This is a genomic window from Streptomyces sp. NPDC030893 (genome assembly GCF_055571535.1).
The window spans coordinates 52,324-75,760 of the sequence record NZ_JBVIFC010000014.1 but is presented as its reverse complement, the minus strand read 5'-3'; the positions used below and the strand labels follow the sequence as shown (position 1 = coordinate 75,760).

Below are 23,437 nucleotides of genomic sequence, written 5' to 3'. Positions count from 1 at the left end.
CGGCCACCCCCGACCCGGCACCGACCCACCCACCCACCGCAGGCGCTACCCGCACCCCCACCGAAGGGACAGTGGCGCCGCAGGCATGCAACCCGTACCCCCACCGGAGGGACAGTGGCGCTGCAGGCACGAGACCCGGACCCCCACCGGAGGGACAGTGGTCCCTCAGTCGGCCCGGCCGCCCGCCCGGTCCAGCAGCCCCGTCCGCGCGGCCAGCGCCGCCGCCTCCAGGCGGGACCCCACGCCCAGTTTCATCAGCACCCGCTGCACATGCGTGCGCGCCGTGGACGGTGCGATGCCCATCCCCGCCGCAATCAGCCGGGTGTCCTCCCCGTCCGCCACCCGCACCAGCACCTCCACCTCCCGAGGCGTCAGCATCTGCAGCAGCCGCGCACCCTCGTCGTCCGGCTGTGCCACGGGATTCAGCAGCTCACCGAACGCCCCCTGCAACAACTGCGGCGCCACCGCGGCCTCCCCCGCCCGCGCCTTCATGATCGCCCGCTCGACACCCTCGATCCGCTCGTCGTGCCGCACGTACCCCGACGCCCCCGCCGCGAACGCCGCCGCGATGCCCCGGGGCGACGGCACCGGCCCCAGCACGACCACCGCCACCGCCGGCCGCTCCCGCTTGATCTTCACCACCGGATCGAACGTCCCCGGCTCCGCCGGCGCCGCCGTCCCCAGCAGACACACCTCCGGCGCCCGGCTGATCACCAGATCCGCTGCCCCCACCGCCGGCGCCGCCGCGGCCAGCACCCGGTGCCCCCGCAGCTTCAGCGCCGAGGCCAACGCCTCGGCGAGCAGCCGGTGGTCGTCGACCACCATCAACCGCACACCCATCGAACAACCAACCCCCCATAACAACGCCCCCCGGACCCCCGGATGCCCCCGGAAGCTACACGCTTGTTCGACGTCGCGCTCCCCCTACCGACGAGAATCGCCCCGGATCACCGAAAATCTCGTATTCACCGGCGACGGACACCCGATGAGCGGTACGCGCACGGCCCCGTTCCTGAGCAGGAACGGGGCCGTGGAAGCGATCATCGTCAACCGGACAGGCGATCAGCCCGTTCCGAAGGCGACGACCAGGTACTCCTTGTCCTTCGTCGTGAAGTCACTGGCGTACACCTTGGACATGTACAGACCGCCCTGCGAGTAGAGGATCTCCGCCGACGTCGGCAGCATCCGCGTCTCGGCGTCGCGCACGGCCTCCGTCGCGGGGTTCTCCAGCAGCACCGTCTGCTTGAAGGTGCCCCCGTCGATGCTCACGATCTGCCCGCCCTTGTCGTACGGCGGACGCTTGTAGGCGATCACGTTGCCGCCGTCCATCCGCAGCGGGACGAGGTCGTACCCGTCACCCGCGTCGGCCCGCTGACCGGTCTGCTTGCCGGTCGCCAGGTCGAAGGCCACGATCTCGTTGGTCTGGCTGAACGACTCGCCGCTGCCCTCGTGCTCCTCGGTCGAGATGTACAGCCTGTCGTTGCCGACGGCGAGCGCGCTGCAGTCCTCCAGCTTGTAGATGGCGTCGCAGCGGGCCGCGAAGTCCTCACCGGGGGCGGCGATCCGCGCACGGAGCTTGCCGGTCTTGTTGTCGATGGAGAAGAAGTCCGAGATGCCGCTGCCGTCACCGGCGGAGTCACCGACGTCGGCGGCCACGACCAGCGGGTCGGTGGAGACCACCGCGGCGTACTCGATGCCCTCCTCCATCTTGTACTCGGTGATGACGTTGCCGGTCTTCGGGTCGACGTTCTGGATGTGCAGCTGCCGCTGGTCGTACGGGCCGCACTTGCGGACCGCGACCAGCTTCTCGCCGCCGCCGTACCCGGAGTCGAAGCACGTGTCGGACGTCTTGGGCGCCCACAGCTCCTTGCCGGAGGCGATGTCCCAGGCGGCGCCGCCGCTGGTGCTGCCTGCGGCGACGGTGCCGCCGCCGAGGGTGACGTTGTTGAAGTTGATCGGCGTGGTGCCGGACTTGGCGGTCTTGGACCAGAGCTGCTTGCCCGCCTCCAGGTCGATCAGCGTGACCTGGGTGCAGGCCTCCGGGTTCTTCTTCGTCGGCATCTTCGCCTTGTGGACGACCGCCGTCCTGTTGTCGTCGGTGACGTGCTCGGTCGCGCTGCACACCGGCCCGGGAAGGCCGATGGTCCACTTCTCGGTGCCCTTCGCGCGGTCGTAGCCGACGATCTCGGCGATGCCGCTCTTGGCGTACACCGTGTCGGTCAGCCAGGAACCGGACGTGGCGATGGTCGAGACGCCCTCGGGCACCTTGGGCGCGGGCACCTGGAACAGCACCTTGGAGCCGGTGTCGGCCGGGGCCTTCTCCTTGGCGTCACCGCCGGAGGAGGAGCCGCCGGCGCCGCCCTTGCTCTCGCCGTTCTTCCCGTCCTCGCCCCCGCCGTCCGCGGTGGTCTGCTTGTCGTCGTCCTTGCCGGACGAGGCGTAGTAGACCCCGCCGCCGACGATCAGCGCGATGGCCACGACCGCGGAGACGATGATGGCCGCCTGCGCGTTGAACTTCCGCCCGCCGCCCGGCTGCGGCTGCGGCTGCATGGGCATGGTGGGCGGCTGCGGATACCCGTACCCCGGTTGCCCGTACGCACCCGGCTGCTGCGGCTGCCCGTACACGCCGGGCTGCTGCGGCTGCCCGTACGGCCCCGGCTGCTGCCCCGGGTATCCGTACCCGGCGGCCGGCGGCTGCTGCGGGTACCCGTAGCCGGGCCCCTGCGGGGCGGCCGGAGGCGCGGCCGGCGGAGGAGTCGCGGGGGCCTGCGGATAGCCGTACCCGGGCTGGGGCGCCTTGGCCAGGTCGGGCCCGGACGGAGCGGCGGGCGGCTGCGGAGACGGTGCAGGCTGCTGCGAGGAACCCGGCGTGGGACCGGGCGTGGGATCCGGCGAGGGGTCCTGCGGCGGCCCGAACCCGGGCTGCTGCGGAGGCTGGTTGGGCGGCGGAGGCGGCTGGGTCATGACGTGAGTACCTCGGAGAAGGGGACGACGGGCGGCGGGAAAGTGATGAGGACGGCTCTCACTTGCCGTAGGCGAGCATCAACTTCTCCTTCGATTCGTCGTTTCCGGTCAGCCGGGTGGTCGAGATGTAGAAGCGCCCGTCGACCCAGTCGATGTCCTTGCTGAAGAACCCGTTCTCGATGTCCGCGACGCCCTGCGGGTTCCGCATCAGCTCGGCCGGCTTGTGGCTGCCGCCGGTGACGGGGAGGGCGACGACCCTGCCGCCCGCGTCGTACGAGGGCTCGACGTAGGCGATGAGCTTGCCGGCCTCGACCTTCATCGGCACCATCGACTCCTCGACGGGGGAGGATTCGCGCCACAGCTCCTTGCCGTTGGCGAGGCTGATCGCGACGATCTCGTTGGCGCCGGTGGTGGCCTCGGTGGGCAGGTAGAGGGTGTCCCCGTCGACGGCGGCGCCCTGGCAGCCCTGGAGGTCACGGGCGAGGATCGCCCAGCCGCAGCCGGGGTCGAACTTCTCGTCGACCGAGACCTGTGAGCGCAGCTTGCCGGCGGCGGTGAAGGCGGCGATGTTCCAGGCCTTCTTGTCGCCGTCCTCCTCCTTGGTGGCGTAGACGACGGCGGGGTCGACGGAGAAGGCCCGCTCGACCCGCCAGCCCTTCTCGTACGCGTACGTCCACTTGACCTTGCCGGTCCTGGGGTCGAGCTCGCGGACCTCGTCGTGCGCGTTGTCGCCGCCGGCGCCGCAGGAGGCGACCTGGATCAGCCGCGTGCCGCCCGCGAAGGCGGAGGGGAAGCAGGGGGCGTCGCCGTACTTCTTGGCGTCGAAGAGCTTCTTGCCGGTGGTCACGTCGTAGGCCGTGCCGGACTGCGAGCGGCCCACCATGAGGGTGTTGCCCGCCAGGGACAGCTCGATGGAGAGGGCGGAGTCGAACAGGTCGCCGTCGGCGACCTCCGCGGTCCAGCCCTTCTCGCCGGTGTCGAGGTCGATGAGCTGGAGCTGGTTGCACTTGGCCCGGTCGCTCTTGCCGCTCTTGTAGGCAACGACGATCTTGTCATCGGCCGTCTTCTGCGAGGTGACCGAGCAGATCTCCTCCGGGAAGGCGATGGTCTCCCAGGCGGGCTTGCCGTCGGCGACGGCGTAGCCGGAGAGCTCCTTGTAGGCGGCCTTCACCACGGTCTTGCCGGTGATCCACATACCGGGTGCGTCCGCGCCGGAACCGGGGGCGTCGGGCGCCTCCTTGTACCAGAGCACCTTCGACTCACCGGCCTGGCGGCCCTCGTTGAGGTCCTCGGGCTCGTCGCCGCCGTCGCCGCTGCCGTCGCCGGGGTTGACCGGGGCGCCGCCGGAGGTGCCCGGCTTGGGGTCGTCGGTCTGCTTCGAGACGGGCTTGTCCTTCTTGCCGTCGTCACCGGAGACGGCGTACACGGTCCCGCCGATCAGGAGCAGCGCGGCCACCGCGGCGCCGGCGACGAGGGCGGGCTTGCCCTTGAAGGGGTTGCGGGAGCCGGAGCCGCCGGGCGGCGTGCCGGGCGCGCCGGGGAACTGCGGTTGCGGGTAGCCGTATCCGGGCTGACCGTACGGTCCCGGCTGCTGCGGCTGCCCGTAGGGGCCGGAGTTGTACGGGCCCGGCTGCTGCGGGTAGCCGTACCCGGGCTGTGGCGCACCGGCCGGGGGCGGCGGCGTCTGCGGAGCCCCGAACCCACCACTGGACGGCGGCGTCTCCGGCGCACCGAACCCACCACTCGGCGGCGGCGTCTCCGGCGCACCGAACCCGCCACTCGGCGGCGGTGTCTGCGGAGCCCCGAACCCGCCACCGGGCGGCGGATCCTGCGGCGGTCCGAAGCCGCCCTGGGGCGACTGGTCGGGCGGCTGAGACATCAGCGCGTTCCCCCTTACTCACTGATTTTTAGCCACGCCCTGAGGTGTGTGGCGAACCCGGAGCCGTTTTCGGACGTTTCCCGGACTGGCCCTTTGTATCACCCGGCACCGACACACCACCGGGCCGTATCCGCCCCTGTTCCCAAGGGAGGACCGGCCCGTGATGCCTCCGTTACGCGCCTGCACGCTCTCTTCACGTCACGCGCGCCCCGGCCCCGTATGTCCGGTTCAGGCGTCCTCCGCCAATTCCAGCCAGCGCAGCTCGAGTTCCTCCCGCTGACCGGACAGCTCCCGCAGTTCGGCGTCCAGTTCGCCCACCTTCGCGAAGTCGGTGGCGTTCTCGGCGATGGCGGCGTGCAGCTTGGTCTCCTTCTCGGAGATCTTGTCGAGCTGCCGCTCGATCTTCTGCAGTTCCTTCTTGGCGGCGCGCTGGTCGGCGGCGCTCTTCTCCGGCGCGGAGCCCTGGGTCGCCGCGGCCGGGACGGCGGCCACCGAGGCGGCGGCGGCCTCCTCCATCCGCTTGCGGCGCTCCAGGTACTCGTCGATGCCGCGCGGCAGCATCCGCAGGGTGCCGTCGCCGAGGAGTGCGAACACGCGGTCGGTGGTGCGCTCGACGAAGAACCGGTCGTGGGAGATGACGATCATCGATCCGGGCCAGCCGTCGAGGACGTCCTCGAGCTGGGTGAGGGTCTCGATGTCGAGGTCGTTGGTGGGTTCGTCGAGGAAGAGGACGTTGGGCTCGTCCATCAGCAGCCGCAGCAGTTGCAGCCGCCGCCGCTCACCGCCGGACAGGTCCCCGACCGGTGTCCACTGCTTCTCCTTGCCGAACCCGAAGGTCTCGCAGAGCTGCCCGGCGGTCATCTCGCGCCCCTTGCCGAGGTCGACGCGCTCGCGCACCGCCTGCACGGCCTGGAGCACCCGCCAGGTGGGGTCGAGTTCGGCGACCTCCTGGGACAGGTACGCCAGCTTGACCGTCTTGCCGACGCGGATGCTGCCGCCCGCGGGCTGCTTCTCGCCCTCGCTGCGCGCGGCCTCCGCCAGCGCCCGCAGCAGGGACGTCTTCCCGGCGCCGTTGACGCCGACCAGGCCGATGCGGTCTCCGGGGCCGAGCTGCCAGGTGACGTGCTTGAGCAGCACCTTGGGCCCCGCCTGGACGGTCACGTCCTCCAGGTCGAACACCGTCCTGCCGAGCCGCGAGGAGGCGAACTTCATCAGCTCGCTGCTGTCGCGGGGCGGCGGTACGTCCTTGATGAGCTCGTTCGCGGCCTCCACCCGGAACCGCGGCTTCGACGTCCGCGCGGGAGCGCCGCGCCGCAGCCAGGCCAGCTCCTTGCGGACCAGGTTCTGCCGCTTGGCCTCCTCGGTGGCGGCGATGCGCTCGCGTTCCGCGCGGGCGAAGACGTAGTCGGAGTAGCCGCCCTCGTACTCGTACACGTCGCCGCGCTGCACGTCCCACATGCGGGTGCAGACCTGGTCGAGGAACCAGCGGTCGTGGGTGACGCAGACCAGCGCGGACCGGCGCTCCCGCAGGTGCTGGGCGAGCCAGGCGATGCCTTCGACGTCGAGGTGGTTGGTCGGTTCGTCGAGGACGATCAGGTCCTGCTCCTCGATGAGCAGCTTGGCGAGCGCGATCCGCCGTCGCTCACCGCCGGACAGCGGACCGATGACGGTGTCCAGGCCCTTGGGGAACCCGGGCAGGTCCAGCCCGCCGAACAGCCCGGTCAGTACGTCCCTGACCTTGGCGTTCCCGGCCCACTCGTGGTCGGCCATGTCGCCGATGACCTCGTGCCGGACGGTGGCGGCCGGGTCGAGGGAGTCGTGCTGGGTGAGCACCCCGAGCCGCAGCCCGCCGGAGTGGGTCACCCGCCCGGTGTCGGCGTCCTCCAGCTTGGCGAGCATCCGGATGAGGGTGGTCTTGCCGTCGCCGTTGCGCCCCACGACCCCGATCCGGTCCCCCTCGGAGACGCCGAGGGAGATCCCGTCGAGCAGCGCACGTGTGCCGTACACCTTGCTGACGTTCTCGACATTGACCAGATTGACGGCCATTTCTCTCCTGCCCGGTGGATCGATCAGCTTTCCAGCGTAGGGCCTCGCGGAACGGGCCCGGGACGCGAGGAGACAGTCACTCTTCGTGAGGACGTGATCGGAAACGGACGGCTGCACCGTGGACGACCTGAGCGGGAGATGACCGTCGTCCTCGACGAGCCCAACGGCCCCGGACCGGCTGTCACGGGGGTGCGGGCCGACGCCGTCACCGGGCTTGCCCGGAAACCGGTCCGGTCCAGCCCGGTGACGGCGTCGACCTGGGCCCGGTCGAAACGCGGCCCCGAGCGTTTCAGACGACCGTCGCCCCCGGCACCGGCCCCGCCGCCGTACGCACCGTGAGGCAGGTGCCCGAAGAGATCAGCGCACCCGCGATCCCCTCCGCCCCCTCCGCGTCCCGCGCCAGGAACGCCGTGGTCGGCCCCGACCCGGACACCAGCGAGGCCAGTGCCCCCGCCGCACGCCCCGCCGCGAGCGTGTCCGCCAGTTCCGGGAACAGCGACAGCGCCGCCGGCTGAAGGTCGTTGGAGCCGGAGACGACGGCGGCGAGCGCGTCGACGTCCCCCTTGGCCAGGGCGTCGAGCAGTTCCTGGGAGGCCACGGGCCGGGGAATCTCCCGCCCCTCCCCCAGCCGGTCGAACTCCCGGAACACCGCCGGTGTGGACAGCCCCCGCGAGGCCATCGCGAACACCCAGTGGAAGGCCCCCCCGACCTCCAGCTCCGTCAGCCGCTCGCCCCGTCCGGTGCCCAGCGCCGCCCCTCCCACCAGGCTGAACGGCACGTCGCTGCCCAGCTCGGCGCAGATGTCGAGGAGCTCCTCGCGCGAGGCGCCCGTCCCCCACAGCGCGTCGCACGCCAGCAGGGCACCGGCGCCGTCCGCGCTGCCGCCCGCCATCCCGCCGGCGACGGGGATGTCCTTGGCGATGTGGAGGTGGACGTCGGCGTCGCGTCCGTACCGCTCGGCGAGTGCCAGGGCGGCGCGGGCGGCGAGGTTCGTACGGTCCAGGGGGACCTGGCCGGCGTCGCCGCCGGAGCAGGTGACCCGCAGCTCGTCGGCCGCCGTGACGGTGACCTCGTCGTAGAGGCCCACCGCGAGGAAGACGTTGGCCAGGTCGTGGAAGCCGTCGGCGCGGGCCGCGCCGACCGCGAGCTGGACGTTGACCTTGGCGGGGACGCGGACGGTGACGCTCACTGCTGACCCGGCTCCTTGCTCGTGGCGTGTTCGGCGATGCGGGCGAACTCCTCGACGGTCAGGGACTCCCCGCGCGCCTGCGGCGAGACCCCCGCCGCGACGAGGGCGGCCTCCGCCGCTGCCGCCGAACCGGCCCATCCGGCGAGCGCGGCCCGCAGCGTCTTGCGGCGCTGGGCGAAGGCCGCGTCGACGACGGCGAACACCTCGCGCCGGGAGGCGGTGGTCCTCGGCGGCTCCGCGCGGCGCGCCAGCGACACCAGGCCGCTGTCGACGTTCGGGGCGGGCCAGAAGACGTTCCGCCCGATGGCACCCGCCCGCTTGACCTCCGCGTACCAGTTGGCCTTGACCGAGGGCACGCCGTACACCTTCGAGCCGGGTGCGGCGGCGAGCCGGTCGGCGACCTCCGACTGGACCATGACCAGGGTGCGTTCGATGCTCGGGAAGGTCTCCAGCATGTGCAGCAGCACGGGGACGGCCACGTTGTAGGGGAGGTTCGCGACGAGCGCGGTGGGGGCGGGGCCGGGCAGTTCGGTGACGTGCATCGCGTCGGAGTGGACCAGCGCGAACCGGTCGGCGCGCCCGGGCATGCGGGCGGCGACGGTGGCGGGCAGCGCGGCGGCGAGGACGTCGTCGATCTCGACGGCGGTGACCCGGTCGGCGGCCTCCAGCAGCGCCAGCGTCAGCGAGCCGAGCCCGGGGCCGACCTCGAGGACCACGTCGTCGGGGCGGACCTCGGCGGTGCGGACGATACGGCGCACCGTGTTGGCGTCGATGACGAAGTTCTGGCCGCGCTGCTTGGTGGGCCGTACGCCGAGGGCGGCCGCCAGTTCACGGATGTCGGCGGGGCCCAGGAGGGCGTCGGGGGTGGGGCTGGTCACGGGACAAGGGTACGGGGCCGACGGAGCGGCCCAGGTCACGCCCGCAGCCGCTGCCCGCAGTGCGGCCAGGCGCCCGCGCCGCTGCGGACGTAGAGCTTCTTGGCGCGGTACGTCTGTTCCGCCGGCGGCGCGTCCTGGGGCCGTCCGCTGCCGCCGAGGCTCCGCCAGGTCGCGGTGTCGAACTGGTACAGCCCGCCGTACGTCCCCGAGGCGTCCACGGCGTCGGCCCGGCCCCCGGACTCGCACTGCGCCAGCGCCGCCCAGTTCAGCCCGTCCGCTCCCCGCACCGACGCCGGGGGCGTGCTCGTGCCGACCCGCACCCGCTGCGGGGCCGGCTCGCGCACCACCTCGGAGCGCAGCAGGCGTGGCTTCTGCCGGACGCCGTTGACGGTGCGCCGGGCGTAGGTGAGGCGGCGCAGCCCCGGCCGTCCCTGCCGGTCGACGACCTGGGTGCCCCGGGTCAGCGCGGGGTCCTCGATCCGCACCTCGGTGTAGGGGATCGCCTCGTCGCGGGTCTGTCTGCCGTCGGTGATCCGCAGCACGGTGACGGTCTGGCCGTCGCGCGGGAAGCTGCCGGGGGCGACGGAGGTGGTGTCCCGGCCGCGCAGGGTGACACCGGCCTGCCGTACGGCCTCGGCCACGGTCGCGGCGTTGGTGCGCAGGGCGCGGGCCCGCCCGTCCGCCATGACGGTCACCGAGCGTTCGGTGCGGACGTCCAGCGCGAGCCCCTCGCGGCCGATGCGCCGGGAGCGCGCGGTGGACAGGTACGCGCCCTCCACGCGCACCCCCAGCTCCCGGAGCGCCCCTTCCACCGTGTGCGCCGTCGTCCACACCTCGCGCCGCCGGCCGTCGAGGGTCAGCAGCAGGGGGCGCCCGTGGCGCACCTCGATCTCGTCGCCGTGGCCGAGCGCCGTTCCGGGGGCGGGCGTGATCACGTCGTGCGGACCGGTCCGTACGCCTTCCTCGGTGAGCAGTTCGGTGACGTCGTCGGCGAAGGTGTGCAGGGTGCGGGTGCGGCCGTCGACGTTCAGCTCGACGGCCTTGTCATCGGCGACGAAGGCGCTGGTGCCGCCGGCGAGGAACGCCACGACCAGCGCCTGCGGCAGCAGCCGGCGCACTCCGTCCGCCCGCTCGGCGTACCGTCCGCGGCGGCGGTGCGCGGGCCGCCGGGCCGGTGCGGGGCGGGGCGTGCGGCGGGGGAGGGCGGGAAGGGTCTCCGTCTCGTGCAGATCACCGCAGACCGCGTGGGCCGGGCACGTCTTCTCGTACGTCTCGAACCGCAGGGTGGTGCTCACGCCGACACGCTCCAGTGCTGGCCAGGGGGTACGGGGCCCCATCGGGCTCCCAGAACCTAGCCGAGCGCCGATCACTCACCCAAGCGACACGACTACGGACCGTGCGCGAGCGTGGGCTGCGTCAGTAGCCGAAGGCGCGCGCCGTGTTCGCCCCGAGGGCCGTGGCCAGGGTGTCCTCGTCGATGCCCCGCACGGCCGCCATGGCACGCACGGTGACCGGCACCAGGTAGGGGGCGTTCGGCCGGCCGCGGTGGGGCACCGGGGTGAGGAACGGCGCGTCGGTCTCCACCAGGACCAGCTCCAGCGGGGCCACGGCGAGCGCGTCCCGCAGGTTCTGTGCGTTCTTGAAGGTGACGTTCCCGGCGAACGACATGTAGTACCCGGCGCTCGCGCAGGTCCGCGCCATCTCGGCGTCCCCCGAGTAGCAGTGGAAGACGGTGCGCTCGGGTGCGCCCTCCTCCTTCAGCACGCGCAGGACGTCGGCGTGGGCGTCGCGGTCGTGGATGACCAGCGTCTTGCCGTGCCGCTTGGCGATCTCGATGTGGGCGCGGAAGGACCGCTCCTGCGCCTCCTTGCCCTCGGGCCCGGTGCGGAAGTAGTCGAGGCCCGTCTCGCCGACGCCCTTGACCTGCGGCAGCGCGGCGAGCCGGTCGATCTCGGCGAGCGCCTCGTCGAGACCCGCGTCCCCGCCCGGCTCGCGGGCGCCCTGCCGGGACCAGCCGTCGGGGTCCCCGTGGACGATCCGCGGGGCCTCGTTGGGATGCAGGGCGACCGTGGCGTGCACCGCGTCGTAGGCCGCCGCCGTCTGCGCCGCCCACCGGGACCCCTTGAGGTCGCAGCCGACCTGCACCACCGTCGTCACGCCCACCGACGCGGCCTTGGCGAGGGCCTCCTCGACCGTGCCGGACTGCATGTCGAGATGGGTGTGCGAGTCCGCGACCGGCACCCGCAGGGGCTCCGGGGGCGGCGGCGCGGCGTTCTTGTCGGGGGCGTTCGCAGACATGCCCCCGATCCTACGGAAGGGCCGCCGGCCTCTCGTCGGGCTCCCACGGCACCTCGACCGGCCCGGCGGCGGGCACCAGGCGCTCGCGGTGGGCGGCGTCCCGGGCGGAGGCGACCCGCCCCGGGCGCAGGATCCGCACGAGGTGGCCGTCGCAGTTGCGGCACGTCGGCCGGTTCAGCGGGGAGGGCACGATCCGCCCGTCCGCCACGTACAGCACGAACTGGTGGCCGTCGGCATCGGTGTGGTGCTCTATCTCGTACGCCTGCTCCCAGCCGTAACCGCAGCGCATGCAGGCGAAGGCGTACGCCTCGTCGACCACGGCGGTGGCGCCCGCCCGCAGCCCGCTGAGCCCCGAGATCTCCGTCATACCGGCTCCTGTCGCTCCACTGGCCGGGCGGATCCGAACCCGGATCCGTCCTCATCTCCAGTGGACTCCCCGGCCACCGCGAAGGCACGAGGGGTAACCGACTATTGGGACCGATTTGGCCGTGGCTTGCCAAAGTGCCCCGAATCCTTTACCCGCCCCGCGGACCGCCGGCGGCGTTCTTGGACGCGACCACCGCGTCGAAGACCTGCCGCTTGGGCAGCCCCGCCTCCACGGCCACCGCGGCGATGGCCTCCTTGCGCCGCTCCCCCGCCTCCTCCCGCACCCGCACCCTGCGCACCAGCTCGGCCGCGTCGACCTCCTCGGCCCCCTTCTCCGGCGCGCCCTCGACGACCACGGTGATCTCCCCGCGCACGCCCTCGGCCGCCCACGCGGCCAGCTCGGCGAGCGGGCCGCGCCGGACCTCCTCGTACGTCTTGGTCAGCTCCCGGCAGACGGCGGCCCGCCGCTGCGCGCCGAACACCTCGGCCATCGCGGCGAGGGTGTCGTCGAGGCGGTGCGGGGCCTCGAAGTAGACGAGGGTGCGCCGCTCGCCGGCGACCTCGCGCAGCCGCGCCAGCCGCTCTCCGGCCTTCCGCGGCAGGAACCCCTCGAAGCAGAACCGGTCGACGGGCAGCCCGGACAGGGCGAGCGCGGTGAGCACGGCGGACGGCCCGGGCACCGCGGTGACCTCGACGTCCCGCTCGACGGCGGCGGCGACGAGCCGGTAGCCGGGGTCGGACACGGACGGCATCCCGGCGTCCGTCACCAGCAGCACGCGCGCGCCGCCGGTCAGCTCCTCGACGAGTTCGGGGGTGCGGGCGGACTCGTTGCCCTCGAAGTACGACACGACCCGGCCCTTGGGCGTCACGCCGAGCCCCTGGGTCAGCCGGCGCAGCCGGCGGGTGTCCTCGGCGGCGATCACGTCGGCGCCGGCGAGTTCCTCGGCGAGCCGGGGCGGCGCGTCGGAGATGTCGCCGATGGGGGTGCCTGCGAGTACGAGGGTTCCGGTCACGGGCCCATCCTCCCAGTTGCGGACGGAGGCGGGGCATACCGCCCATGCGCGGGACTCACACAGCGCCGTTCCCTACGATGGCGCGGTGACCAGTACCGCGTCCTCCACGGACACCCGGCAGGAGCAGTCGCCGTTCGAGCAGCGGCAGACGTGGCAGCAGCGGCTGCGGCGTTTCGGCCACCGGGGGCCGGACCCGAGAGGCGACGTCCGTGACCGTCTGGTCCCGCCGTACACCCGGCCCTCGGGCCGGCTGTGGTCGACGCTCGGCGTGCCGCCGCTGCTGGCGAAGCGCCTCACGCGCTGGTCGGCGTGGGGCGGTCCGCTGCTGGTGACCCTGCTGGCGGGGGTGCTGCGGTTCTGGAACCTGGGCAGCCCGAAGGCGGTGATATTCGACGAGACGTACTACGCGAAGGACGCGTGGGCGCTGGTCCACCGCGGGTTCGAGGTCAATTGGGACAAGAACGCCAACGGTCTGATCCTGAACTCCGGCGGGGACGTCCCGATCCCCACCGACGCGGCGTACGTGGTCCATCCGCCGGTCGGGAAGTACGTCATCGGGCTGGGCGAGCTGATGTTCGGCTTCGACCCGTTCGGCTGGCGGTTCATGACCGCGCTGCTCGGCACGCTCTCGGTGCTGATGCTGTGCCGGATCGGGCGGCGGCTGCTGCGCTCCACGTTCCTCGGCTGCCTCGCGGGCGCGCTGATGGCGGTGGACGGGCTGCACTTCGTGATGAGCCGGACCGCGCTGCTGGACGGCGTGCTGATGTTCTTCGTGCTGGCGGCGTTCGGCTGCCTGCTGATCGACCGGGACCGGGCGCGGGCGAAGCTCGCCGCCGCCCTGCCGGTGGACTCCGGGGGGCGGGCCCGGCCCGACGCGCACGTCGCCGAGACGACCCGGATCGGCCTCCGTCCCTGGCGGCTGGCGGCCGGCCTGATGCTGGGCCTGGCCATCGGCACCAAGTGGAACGCGCTGTACATCATGGCCGCGTTCTGTGTGATGGCGGTGCTGTGGGACGTCGGCGCGCGCCGGGTCGCGGGCGCCCGGCGCCCCCGGATGGCGGTGCTGCGGCGCGACCTGGGCTGGGCGTTCCTGTCCACGGTGCCGGTGGCGGTGGTCACCTACTTCGCGACCTGGCTCGGCTGGATCCTCTCCCCCTCCGACGGGACCGGCGGCTACTACCGCGACTGGGCGGTCGAGGACGGCCGCGACAGCGCCTGGTCCTGGCTGTTCCCCGACTGGTGGCGCAGCCTGTGGCACTACGAGAACCAGGTCTACGACTTCCACGTCGGCCTGTCCTCGCCGCACACCTACGAGTCCAACCCGTGGAGCTGGATCGTCACCGGCCGCCCGGTGTCGTACTTCTACGAGTCCCCCGCCCCCGGCACCGACGGCTGCCCCGCCGACGCGGGCGAGAAGTGCGCCCAGGAGGTCCTGGCCATCGGCACACCCATGCTGTGGTGGGTGGGCTGCTTCGCGCTGCTGTACGTCCTGTGGCGCTGGTTCTTCCGCCGCGACTGGCGCGCCGGCGCCATCGCCTGCGGCATCGCGGCCGGCTACGCCCCCTGGTTCCTCTACCAGGAACGCACCATCTTCTTCTTCTACGCCATCGTCTTCCTCCCCTTCCTCTGCCTGGCCGTGGCGATGCTCCTGGGCGCCCTCGTCGGCCCACCCCGCTCCACCGACACCCGCCGCGTCGCGGGCGCGACGGCAGCCGGCGTCCTGACCCTGCTGATCGCCTGGAACTTCATCTACTTCTGGCCCATCTTCACCGGCACCCCGATCCCGATCGACGACTGGCGGGCGCGGATGTGGCTGGACACGTGGGTGTAGCCGCTAGCGCCGTTTACGGCCGAAGCGGCGCTTGCCCTTCTCCTGCTTCCGGCCGGTCAGTTGCTGGGCCTCGTACGTCCTCGGTGTAGTGGACGGGCAGTTGGCCGGTCCGTTCCGCGTCGACCCCTCACACGACGTCGTACACCGTCGCGTGAGGGCGTGGCGGCCGGGTCCGGCCGTGGCGGCGGTCGCGGACGGTCTCCATTGGGACAACAAACGGAAACAGACGCCCCGGTCGGCACCCGCAGCGCATAGAGTGCTCACGCGCCGGGCTTTCTGAACACGTTCAGAAGACGTGGGGGGCCGGTGGAGGAGGGGGTCGTCCGATGGGCAGGGGGGTCAAGGTCGCCGTCATCGGCGGGGTGTTCGCGGTGATGGTGGGCGGGGCGGGGTACGGGGCGTACAACATCGTGTCGGCCGTGGGCGGTGACGGGGGCGGCGGCGCCGCGGAGTCGAAGAGGTCGGGGCCGCCGGACCAGGACGAGGTCAGGAAGACGACCGAGGCGTTCTTCGGGGCGTGGGAGAAGGGGCAGGCGGAGCAGGCCGCGTCGTACACGAACAACGCGCAGGAGGCCGGCGGGCTGTTGACGGGGTTCGGCGAGGAGGCGCACATCGGGGGTGTCGAGATAACCCCCGGCACGGCCACCGGCACCACCGTGCCGTTCACCGTGAAGGGGACCGTCTCCTTCGGCGGGAAGTCGAAGCCGCTGAGCTACGGCAGTGAGCTGACCGTGGTCCGCGGGGAGAGCACCGGACGGGCGCTGGTGGACTGGAAGCCGTCCGTGGTGCATCCGGATCTGAAGGACGGCGACACCCTCGTCACCGAGGAGTCCGCGCAGCCGCCGATCGAGGCCGTGGGCCGCGACGGCAAGGTGCTGACGAAGGAGAAGTACCCCTCCCTCGGCCCGATCCTGGACACCCTGCGCCAGAAGTACGGCGCGCAGGCGGGCGGTACCCCGGGTGTCGAGCTGGTGGTCCGGCACGCGGAGGGAGCGGCCGGCGGGGCCGCCGCGGACACCCCGCTGCTGACGCTCGCCGAGGGCGAGCCGGGCAAGCTGCGCACCACCCTGAGCGCCGGGGTGCAGGCGGCGGCCGAGAAGGCGGTGAAGCAGTTCGCCGAGTCGTCGGTGGTGGCGGTGCAGCCGAGCACCGGTGAGGTGCTGGCGGTGGCCAACCACCGTGCGGACGGGTTCAACGCGGCCTTCCAGGGTCAGGTCGCCCCCGGCTCCACCATGAAGATCATCACCGCGGCGATGCTCATCGACAACGGGGTGACCTCGATGAACGGGCCGGCGCCCTGCCCGCCGAGCGCCGTGTGGCGGAGCCAGACCTTCAAGAACCTCACCGGCATGAAGCCGAACGAGGGCGCCACCCTCGCCAACAGTTTCCTGCGCTCCTGCAACACGGCCTTCATCAAGCTCATCGACGAGAAGCCGCTCGGCGAGGACTCCCTCACCCGGGAGGCGCAGGAGCGGTTCGGGCTGGGCCGGGACGACTGGAAGACCGGCATCGCCTCCTTCGACGGCAGCGTTCCCGCCGTCGGCGGCCCGGACCAGGCGGCGAACGCCATCGGCCAGGGCCAGGTGCAGATGAACCCGCTGAACATGGCCTCCGTGACGGCCACCGCCATCACCGGCACCTTCCGCCAGCCGTATCTCGTCTCCCCGGACCTCGACGACCGGCAGCTCGCACGGGCCAAGGGCCTGCCGGCGGGCACGGCCGCCCAGTTGAAGCAGATGATGCGGCTCACCGCCACGCAGGGCACCGGGCGGGAGGCCATGTCCGGGCTCCGCGGGGACATCGGCGCGAAGACGGGTTCCGCGGAGGTCGACGGCAACGCCACCGCGGACAGCTGGTTCACCGGCTTCCGGGGCGATGTCGCGGCGGCGGCCATGGCCCAGCAGGGCGGCCACGGCGGGGACGCGGCCGGTCCGATTGTCGCAGCCGTGCTACGAGCGGCCGGCTGACCGCGCCACACGGCCGGCGGGACTCTAGGGTGGTGATCGTCGCGCGCACGGAAGCGCCAGGGGGGACACGAGCGCCACGAGAGCCACGCGGGTCACGGGGGACCGGCGGGCAGCGGAGGATCGGAAACAGTGGGGAACAGAGTGCGCGCAGCCGGTGAGCGGCGGCGGACGAGGCCCGCCGTGATCGGCGCGGCGATCGCCGTGGTCGTCGGCGGCGGTGGTTTCGGCGCCTACGCGCTGCTGGCAGGCGACGGCGCCGGGGACGGCACCCGGACGGCCGCCGCGCAGCAGGACGTCAAGAGCGGACCGCTGTCCGCCGCCGAGGTCACCACCGCCGCCGAACGCTTCCTCACCGCCTGGGGCGCCGGCGAGGTCTCCGAGGCCGCCGCCGCCACGGACGACCCCGCGGCCGCCACCGCCCTGCTCACCGCCTACGCCAAGGACGCCCGGGTCGGCGACGTCACCCTCACCCCGGGCACCGCCGCCGGCGGCACGGTCCCCTTCGCCCTGAAGGGCACGGTGTCGTACGGGGACACCGCGAAGCCGCTGGCGTACGACAGCGCGCTGACCGTGGTGCGCCGGGCCGGGGACGGTGAGCCGCGGGTCGACTGGCAGCCGTCCGTGCTGCACCCCGACCTCGGGGACGGCGACAAGCTGGTCACCGGCGAGGCCGGTACCCCGCCGGTGCGGGCGCTGGACCGGGACGGCGGGGAGCTGACCACCGAGAAGTACCCGTCCCTGGGGTCGGTGCTGGACGGGCTGCGCGCCAAGTACGGCGAGAAGGCGGGCGGCACGGCCGGTATCGAGCTGCGGATCGTGCGCGGCGAGGAGTCGGAGAAGGCGAAGCTGTCCGACAAGACGCTGCTGGAGCTGAGCGAGGGCACACCCGGCACGGTGAAGACCACGCTGAGCCCGTCCCTGCAGGCCGCCGCCGAGGAGCAGGTGGGGCGGAAGAAGCGGGCGTCGGTCGTGGTGCTGCGTCCGTCGACCGGGGAGATACTCGCGGTGGCGAACTCCTCGCGCGGTTTCAACACCGCGTTCCAGGGTTCGCTCGCCCCGGGCTCCACGATGAAGGTGGTCACCGCCTCGATGCTGATCGAGAAAGGGCTCGCCTCCATGGACGAGAAGCACCCGTGCCCCAAGTACTTCAGCTACGGCGGCTGGAAGTTCCAGAACCTCGACAAGTTCGAGATCAAGGACGGCACGTTCCGGGCGAGCTTCGCCCGTTCCTGCAACACCGCCTTCATCAGCCAGGCACCCGAGCTGGAGAACGACGACCTGACCGAGCACACCCAGCAGGTGTTCGGGCTGGGGATGAACGACTGGCAGGTCGGTGTGCCGACCTTCGACGGCCGGGTGCCGGTGCAGAAGGACGCCCCGATGGGGGCCTCCCTGATCGGCCAGGGCGGGGTGCGGATGAACCCGCTGAACATGGCGTCGGTGTCGGCGACGGTCAAGGCGGGCGTCTTCCACCAGCCGTACCTGGTCTCCCCCGAGGTCGACGGGCGCAAGCTGGCGACGGCCTCGCGCACCCTGTCGCCCGGCACGCTCGCGCAGCTGCGGGAGCTGATGTCGTACACCGCCACCTCCGGCACGGCGGCGGAGGCGATGGCCGGGGTGAGCGGGGACAAGGGCGCGAAGACGGGGTCGGCCGAGGTGGACGGCCAGAAGAAGCCCAACGGCTGGTTCACCGCGTACCGGGGTGACCTGGCGGCCGCCGGTGTGGTGCAGGCGGGCGGCCACGGAGGTTCGACGGCCGGGCCGATCGTGGCGGCGCTGCTGAAGAACGGCGGCTGAGCGGCTCGGAGGGGCCGGAAGGGGCTCAGTGCGGCACCGGCTGCGCGGCGGCGGCGTAGGTGCGGCGCAGGAACCGGGTCAGGGCCTTGGTGTCGAACTCCACCACCGAGACGCCCTGCGGGGTGTGGAACTCGACCACGGCCTGCACCCGGCCGCACGGCCACACCCGTATGTCGTCGCCGGACGCGGGGGCGCGCAGGCCCCGCTCCAGCAACTCCCGCTCCACGGCCCACTCGCGGGGCACGCCGCCGGGCAGCCGCACCCGCACGCACAGGGGGTCGTCCTCGGGGTCGTACCGCAGCACCACGGGGACGGCCCCGCCGTTCTCCAGCCGGGGATCGGCATCCGTGACGATGTGGACTCGCGCGTACTGCTCGACTGCGGACATCCGTGGGCCCCTTACGCTGCGTCGATCTGCACCAAAGCCGTGCAAGCCGTATACCCACTCCCCCTTCCATCGTGCACCCGTTTCGGAACGCGCGCTTCCGGGCGGCGAGGAATCCCGGGCGGGCGGGCGCTGTTGGACCCGGTGTCACGGGCGGGTTGACGCGGACACATGGTGCGCGGGCGAGCGGAAGGACCGACAGGAACGTGGACGTCGACGTGCACGGCACAGTGGCCGAGGGTTTCGAGCCGGTCCGGGAGGCGTTCGCGCGGAACTTCGACCGGCTCGGCGAGCGGGGCGCGGCCGTCGCCGTGTACCGGGACGGACGCCGGGTCGCCGAGCTGTGGGCCGGGGTGAAGGACGTCGACGGCACCGGGCCCTGGCGGCGGGACACCGCGCAGGTGGTGCGTTCGGCGACAAAGGGCGTCGCCGCGGCCGTACTCCTGCTGCTGCAGCAGCGGGGCGAGCTGGACCTGGACGCGCCCGTCGCCGCGTACTGGCCGGAGTTCAAGGCGCACGGCAAGGAAGGGCTGCTGGTCCGGCACGTACTGAACCACCGTGCCGGGCTGCCGGTCCTCGACCGGCCGCTCACCCCGGCCGAGGCGGCCGACCCGCCGCGGGCCGCCGAGGCCGTCGCCGCCCAGGCTCCCGTGTGGGAGCCGGGCACGGACCACGGCTACCACGCCCTGACCTACGGCTGGCTCCTCGACGAGCTGGTGCGGCGCGTGACCGGCCGGGGATCCGGTGAGTGGATCGCGTCGGAGATCGCCGGCCCGCTGGGCGCGGACCTGTGGGTCGGGCTGCCGGACGCGCAGGCCCACCGCGTCGGCACGGTCGGCCGGATCGAGGGGCCGGAGCCGTCCGGGGCGCTGCGCGCCCGTCCCAAGCGCTCGGTCAGCGACGCCTACGCCGACCGGTCCTCGCTCACCCGCCGCGCCTTCGCCGCGATCAGCCCCTTCCCGGACCAGAACGATCCGGTGTTCCGCGCGGCCGCCCTGCCCGCCGCCAACGGAGTCGCGACGGCGGACGGGCTGGCCCGCTTCTACGCCTCGCTCATCGGCCCGGTCGACGGCGTCCGCCTCCTCGACGCGGCCACCGTCGAACGCGCCCGTGCGGAGGAGTCGGCGGGCCCCGACCGGGTCCTGGTCGTCTCCACCCGCTTCGGCCTCGGCTACATGCTGCACGGCAGCGCCTCCCCCTTCCTCGCCCCGGGCTCCTTCGGCCACCCCGGCCGCGGCGGCTCCCTCGGCTTCGCCGACCCGGAGTCCGGCATCGCCTTCGGCTACGTCACCAACGGCTTCCGCAGGACGGTGACGGCGGATCCCCGGGCGCAGTCCCTGATACGGGCGGTACGGCAGGCGCTGCCGGGCTGAATCCCGGCTACATGTGGATGGGGTGCGAGGTACGCCCCGACGCGTCGTCGATCTCGCCGTGCGCCTTGGTCAGCATCTGCATGGCGAGTTCGTTCAGCGCCCGCGCACCGGCGATCTCCTCCCCGACCCGTGGCTGATTCGCGTCGGTGTAGTGCCGGTTGGCGTGTCCGTTCGCCCGCACCTCGGTCCCGTCGGGCAGCCGGACCATGGCCGCCGCGCGCGTGTGCTGGTCGTCTTCCTTGAACTCCAGCTCCACATGCCATCCCACTGCGGTGTGCATCATGACGATCACCTCCGGATTGCTCTCATTCCAGGGTGCGCCTCTCCCTGGCCGGATGCACCTGCCCGCACGGCACCGAAGGAGACACGAGGACACCCGCACCCACCGGCGCGGAAACCGCCCCTTGTGCCACCTGGTGCCCCGTTTCATCCTTCATCGCTTTTCGGCCAGCGATCCGAAAGGTACTGCCGGTGGCGTCGAGCCCGATCCGGCCCCCGGCCATCAGTGCCGGGGGTCCTCGACCGACTCTTCTCCCGGAGGCCTCCATGCGCCGCTGTCCCACTGCCGCTGCCGCCGCGCTGGTGGTGTTCTTCCTGGGCGGGTGTACCGACTCCGCCGATACGGACCCTTCCGCGCGAGCGAGCCGGACGCCGTCCACCGAGCCCACCGGTGCCCCGCAGCCGCCCGACCTGGAAGTTCCGCAGACGGCGCGGGTACTCGTGCCCGAGACCTCCGGTACCGCCGATGCGGAGTTGCCCGAGTTCACGCCGTCCGAGCAGGCCTACACCGTGTACGCCGGCTGCTCCGGCAACGGTGAGGTGACCATCGTCGACCTGACGGGTGCCGGGAAACCCCATCCCGTCGCCTGCGACGGCGTGCGCACCGTCGGGGTCATCCACACCCCTGAGGAGGCCCAGCGCCTGGCGATCCGGGTGACCGGCGGGACCGCCACCTGGAAGATCTCCATCATCTCGGGCAGCCGGCACCTGTGAGGCACCGCGCGTGCTCCCTGGCGGGGGAGCAGGCGCAGTCCGAAGGCGGAAGAAGCCGGTGAGGGCTCCCCGTCCCCACGGGGCCCTCACCGGCTGGTTTCTGTGCGTACCGGGGTGTCAGGCCCGTACGAGTTCCTTGTCCCCGTCCTTCGGGGCGTCCCGCGTGCTCAGGGACTCGCCCTCGACGTCGACGTTGGGCAGGGCGCGGTCCAGCCACTTCGGCAGCCACCAGGCCCGCTTGCCGAGCAGGGCCAGTACGGCCGGCACGATCGCCATGCGGACGACGAACGCGTCGAAGAGGACGGCGACGGCGAGACCGAAGCCGATCATCTTGACCATCGAGTCGCTGGAGCCGATGAAGCCCGCGAACACCGCCATCATGATGACCGCGGCGGCGGTGACCACCCGGGCGCTGTACTTGAAGCCGGTCACGACGGCCTGGGACGGCTTCTCGCCGTGGACGTAGGCCTCCCGGATCCGGGTCACGAGGAACACCTCGTAGTCCATGGCCAGTCCGAAGACCACGCCGACCATGAAGATCGGCATCATCGACATGATCGGGCCGGTCTCCTCGACGCCCATCAGGCCGGACAGCCAGCCCCACTGGTAGACCGCGACGACCGCGCCGAGGGCCGCCAGGACGGAGAGCAGGAAGCCGAGGGCCGCCTTCAGCGGGACCAGGATCGAGCGGAACACGACGATCAGCAGCAGGAAGGCCAGGCCGACCACGAGGACCAGGTACGGCACCAGCGCGTCGTTGAGCTTCTGCGAGACGTCGATGTTCATGGCGGTGGCGCCGGTGACGAGGACGTCCGCCTGGCCGTCGGCGATGAAGTCGGTGCCGGCGGCGTCGCGGATGTCGTGCACCAGGTCCTCGGTGGTCACCGAGGAGGGCTTGGAGTCGGGGATCACCGTGATCGTCGCCGTGTCGCCGGCCTTGTTGGGCTGGGCCGGGCCGGTGTTCACCACGTTGTCGAGGGCCTTGATGTCGTCGCCGACCCCCTTGAAGACCGCCTGCGGGTCACCGGCGTCCTTGGCGTCGACGACGACCACCAGCGGACCGTTGAAGCCGGGGCCGAAGCCCTCGGAGAGCAGGTCGTAGGCGCGGCGCTGGGTCGTGGACGTCGGCTGTGAGCCGTCGTCGGGCAGGCCCAGTTCCAGCGAGGCCGCCGGGACGGCCGCGACGCCCAGTCCGACCGCGCCGAGCAGCAGCACGGCGAGCGGGCGGCGTACGACGAAACTCGCCCAGCGGGTGCCCATGTTGGGGCGTTCCGCCTTCTGCTCGCCGTTGCCGCGGCGGCCGCCGAGCAGCTTGCTCTTCTCGCCGGCGGGGCGCACCCGGCGGCCGGCGTAGCCGAGCAGGGCGGGGACCAGGGTGAGGGCGATGAGGACCGCGAGGGCGACCGTGCCGGCGGCGGCGATGCCCATCTTCGTCAGCATCGGGATGTTGACGACGGACAGGCCGACCAGGGCGATGACGACGGTCAGGCCGGCGAAGACCACCGCGGAGCCGGCGGTGCCGACGGCCCGGCCGGCCGCTTCCTCGCGTTCGCGGCCCTCGGCCAGTTCGGCCCGGTAGCGGGAGACGACGAACAGCGCGTAGTCGATGCCGACCGCGAGGCCGATCATCATGGCCAGGATGGAGGTGGTGGAGCCGAGGTCGAGTGTGCCGGCCAGGGCGGTGATGCTCGCGACGCCGATGCCGACGCCGACGAGCGCGGTGAGCAGCGGCAGTCCGGCGGCGAGCAGGGAGCCGAGGGTGATGACGAGGACGATCGCGGCGATGCCGATGCCGATGATCTCGGCGGTGCCGGTCTCCGGCATGGCCTGGAGGGCGTCACCGCCGATCTCGACGGTCAGGCCGGCGTCGCGGGCGTCCTCGGCGGCGGCTTCCAGCGCGTCGCGGGAGGTGTCCTCCAGCTCCATGCCGGAGACCTTGTAGCTCACCGAGGCGTAGGCGATGCCGCCGTCCTGGCTGACGCCGCCGGCCTGGTAGGGGTCGGTGACGGAGGCGACCTCGGCGCCGCCGGCGAGTGCGTCGACGGTGTCCTGGACGGTCGCCTTGTTGCCGGCGTCGGTCATCTTCTCGCCGTCCGGCGCCTGGAAGACGACGCGGGCGGTGGCCCCGTCGGCGCTGGAGCCGGGGAAGCGTTCCTCGAGCAGGTCGAAGGCCTGCTGGGCCTCGGTGCCGGGGATGGAGAAGGAGGAGTTGCCGGCGGCGGGGGCGCCGGCCGCGCCGACGCCCGCGAGCGCCAGCAGCGCCACCCAGAACAGGGCGGTGAAGTGCCGTCGCCGGAAGGCGAACCGGCCGAGTCGGTAGAGGAAAGTGGCCACGGGGGCGTACTCCCGGTCAGGTCGTGGTTGCTTCGGGGCAGGTGTGATCAGCCCGACGACGTGAGCGGAGACGTCAGGTGGTGGCTGACTCGTGGTGCGTGGCTGACTTGTGCGCGGCTGACCC

The 23,437-nt window shown here is 72.5% G+C and carries 18 protein-coding genes; 5 read left to right on the top strand and 13 right to left on the bottom strand.

What is annotated here, in order from left to right; translation table 11 throughout:
* Positions 1-165: 165 nt before the first annotated feature.
* The 10 genes from ACZ434_RS24530 to rsmI form a co-directional block, all read right to left on the bottom strand.
* Positions 166-840 (bottom strand): helix-turn-helix transcriptional regulator, encoded by a 675-nt coding sequence (locus ACZ434_RS24530; protein ID WP_468459296.1) that lies wholly within the window; start codon positions 838-840, stop codon positions 166-168.
* Between the two features lie 222 nt (positions 841-1,062).
* Positions 1,063-2,964, bottom strand: coding sequence for an outer membrane protein assembly factor BamB family protein (locus ACZ434_RS24525; protein ID WP_468459294.1), 1,902 nt, complete (start codon positions 2,962-2,964; stop codon positions 1,063-1,065).
* A 58-nt stretch (positions 2,965-3,022) separates the two neighbouring features.
* Complete coding sequence (locus ACZ434_RS24520; protein ID WP_468459292.1) at positions 3,023-4,843, bottom strand: outer membrane protein assembly factor BamB family protein; 1,821 nt, start codon at positions 4,841-4,843, stop codon at positions 3,023-3,025.
* 228 nt (positions 4,844-5,071) lie between these two features.
* Positions 5,072-6,889, bottom strand: a complete 1,818-nt coding sequence (locus ACZ434_RS24515; RefSeq protein ID WP_468459290.1) for an ABC-F family ATP-binding cassette domain-containing protein — start codon at positions 6,887-6,889, stop codon at positions 5,072-5,074.
* Positions 6,890-7,178: 289 nt separating this feature from the next.
* Positions 7,179-8,078, bottom strand: coding sequence for a 4-(cytidine 5'-diphospho)-2-C-methyl-D-erythritol kinase (locus ACZ434_RS24510; protein WP_468459288.1), 900 nt, complete (start codon positions 8,076-8,078; stop codon positions 7,179-7,181).
* The gene (gene rsmA / locus ACZ434_RS24505; protein WP_468459286.1) at positions 8,075-8,956 is read right to left on the bottom strand and encodes a 16S rRNA (adenine(1518)-N(6)/adenine(1519)-N(6))-dimethyltransferase RsmA; all 882 of its coding nucleotides are present in this window, start codon (positions 8,954-8,956) and stop codon (positions 8,075-8,077) included. Before rsmA ends, ACZ434_RS24510 begins: the two co-directional genes overlap by 4 nt.
* A gap of 35 nt (positions 8,957-8,991) precedes the next feature.
* Positions 8,992-10,251, bottom strand: coding sequence for a ubiquitin-like domain-containing protein (locus ACZ434_RS24500; protein WP_468459284.1), 1,260 nt, complete (start codon positions 10,249-10,251; stop codon positions 8,992-8,994).
* A 121-nt stretch (positions 10,252-10,372) separates the two neighbouring features.
* On the bottom strand, positions 10,373-11,254 hold the full coding sequence (locus ACZ434_RS24495; RefSeq protein WP_468459282.1) for a TatD family hydrolase: 882 nt from the start codon (positions 11,252-11,254) through the stop codon (positions 10,373-10,375).
* A gap of 10 nt (positions 11,255-11,264) precedes the next feature.
* Positions 11,265-11,621, bottom strand: a complete 357-nt coding sequence (locus tag ACZ434_RS24490) for a hypothetical protein (RefSeq protein WP_468459280.1) — start codon at positions 11,619-11,621, stop codon at positions 11,265-11,267.
* Between the two features lie 148 nt (positions 11,622-11,769).
* Positions 11,770-12,633: a 16S rRNA (cytidine(1402)-2'-O)-methyltransferase gene (gene rsmI, locus ACZ434_RS24485; protein WP_468459278.1), complete on the bottom strand. Its 864-nt coding sequence runs from the start codon at positions 12,631-12,633 to the stop codon at positions 11,770-11,772.
* Positions 12,634-12,718: 85 nt separating this feature from the next.
* Between rsmI and ACZ434_RS24480 the strand changes: the two genes are divergently transcribed.
* The 3 genes from ACZ434_RS24480 (at position 12,719) to ACZ434_RS24470 (ending at position 18,228) form a co-directional block, all read left to right on the top strand.
* Positions 12,719-14,464, top strand: a complete 1,746-nt coding sequence (locus ACZ434_RS24480) for a dolichyl-phosphate-mannose--protein mannosyltransferase (RefSeq protein ID WP_468459276.1) — start codon at positions 12,719-12,721, stop codon at positions 14,462-14,464.
* A gap of 326 nt (positions 14,465-14,790) precedes the next feature.
* Positions 14,791-16,431: a penicillin-binding transpeptidase domain-containing protein gene (locus ACZ434_RS24475; RefSeq protein WP_468459274.1), complete on the top strand. Its 1,641-nt coding sequence runs from the start codon at positions 14,791-14,793 to the stop codon at positions 16,429-16,431.
* Positions 16,432-16,560: 129 nt separating this feature from the next.
* Positions 16,561-18,228: a penicillin-binding transpeptidase domain-containing protein gene (locus tag ACZ434_RS24470; RefSeq protein WP_468459272.1), complete on the top strand. Its 1,668-nt coding sequence runs from the start codon at positions 16,561-16,563 to the stop codon at positions 18,226-18,228.
* Positions 18,229-18,253: 25 nt separating this feature from the next.
* Here the strand turns inward: ACZ434_RS24470 and ACZ434_RS24465 are convergent, their stop codons facing one another.
* On the bottom strand, positions 18,254-18,616 hold the full coding sequence (locus tag ACZ434_RS24465) for an SsgA family sporulation/cell division regulator (RefSeq protein WP_468459270.1): 363 nt from the start codon (positions 18,614-18,616) through the stop codon (positions 18,254-18,256).
* A gap of 203 nt (positions 18,617-18,819) precedes the next feature.
* Here ACZ434_RS24465 and ACZ434_RS24460 point away from each other — a divergent pair, with 203 nt between their 5' ends.
* Positions 18,820-19,986, top strand: a complete 1,167-nt coding sequence (locus ACZ434_RS24460; RefSeq protein ID WP_468459268.1) for a serine hydrolase domain-containing protein — start codon at positions 18,820-18,822, stop codon at positions 19,984-19,986.
* A 7-nt stretch (positions 19,987-19,993) separates the two neighbouring features.
* On the opposite strand, the gene ACZ434_RS24455 is transcribed toward ACZ434_RS24460, so the two are convergent.
* Positions 19,994-20,269 (bottom strand): DUF1876 domain-containing protein, encoded by a 276-nt coding sequence (locus tag ACZ434_RS24455; protein WP_468459266.1) that lies wholly within the window; start codon positions 20,267-20,269, stop codon positions 19,994-19,996.
* A 263-nt stretch (positions 20,270-20,532) separates the two neighbouring features.
* On the opposite strand from ACZ434_RS24455, the gene ACZ434_RS24450 reads away from it, so the two are divergent.
* Complete coding sequence (locus ACZ434_RS24450) at positions 20,533-20,979, top strand: hypothetical protein (RefSeq protein ID WP_468459264.1); 447 nt, start codon at positions 20,533-20,535, stop codon at positions 20,977-20,979.
* A 117-nt stretch (positions 20,980-21,096) separates the two neighbouring features.
* On the opposite strand, the gene ACZ434_RS24445 is transcribed toward ACZ434_RS24450, so the two are convergent.
* The gene (locus ACZ434_RS24445; RefSeq protein ID WP_468459261.1) at positions 21,097-23,313 is read right to left on the bottom strand and encodes an MMPL family transporter; all 2,217 of its coding nucleotides are present in this window, start codon (positions 23,311-23,313) and stop codon (positions 21,097-21,099) included.
* Positions 23,314-23,437: the final 124 nt, after the last annotated feature.

Coding starts and splice junctions, on each gene's coding strand:
- ACZ434_RS24530 (WP_468459296.1), bottom strand. CDS start 840: ATGGGTGTGCGGTTGATGGTGGTCGACGACCACCGGCTGCTCGCCGAG.
- ACZ434_RS24525 (WP_468459294.1), bottom strand. CDS start 2,964: ATGACCCAGCCGCCTCCGCCGCCCAACCAGCCTCCGCAGCAGCCCGGG.
- ACZ434_RS24520 (WP_468459292.1), bottom strand. CDS start 4,843: ATGTCTCAGCCGCCCGACCAGTCGCCCCAGGGCGGCTTCGGACCGCCG.
- ACZ434_RS24515 (WP_468459290.1), bottom strand. CDS start 6,889: ATGGCCGTCAATCTGGTCAATGTCGAGAACGTCAGCAAGGTGTACGGC.
- ACZ434_RS24495 (WP_468459282.1), bottom strand. CDS start 11,254: ATGTCTGCGAACGCCCCCGACAAGAACGCCGCGCCGCCGCCCCCGGAG.
- ACZ434_RS24490 (WP_468459280.1), bottom strand. CDS start 11,621: ATGACGGAGATCTCGGGGCTCAGCGGGCTGCGGGCGGGCGCCACCGCC.
- ACZ434_RS24475 (WP_468459274.1), top strand. CDS start 14,791: ATGGGCAGGGGGGTCAAGGTCGCCGTCATCGGCGGGGTGTTCGCGGTG.
- ACZ434_RS24465 (WP_468459270.1), bottom strand. CDS start 18,616: ATGTCCGCAGTCGAGCAGTACGCGCGAGTCCACATCGTCACGGATGCC.
- ACZ434_RS24455 (WP_468459266.1), bottom strand. CDS start 20,269: ATGATGCACACCGCAGTGGGATGGCATGTGGAGCTGGAGTTCAAGGAA.
- ACZ434_RS24450 (WP_468459264.1), top strand. CDS start 20,533: ATGCGCCGCTGTCCCACTGCCGCTGCCGCCGCGCTGGTGGTGTTCTTC.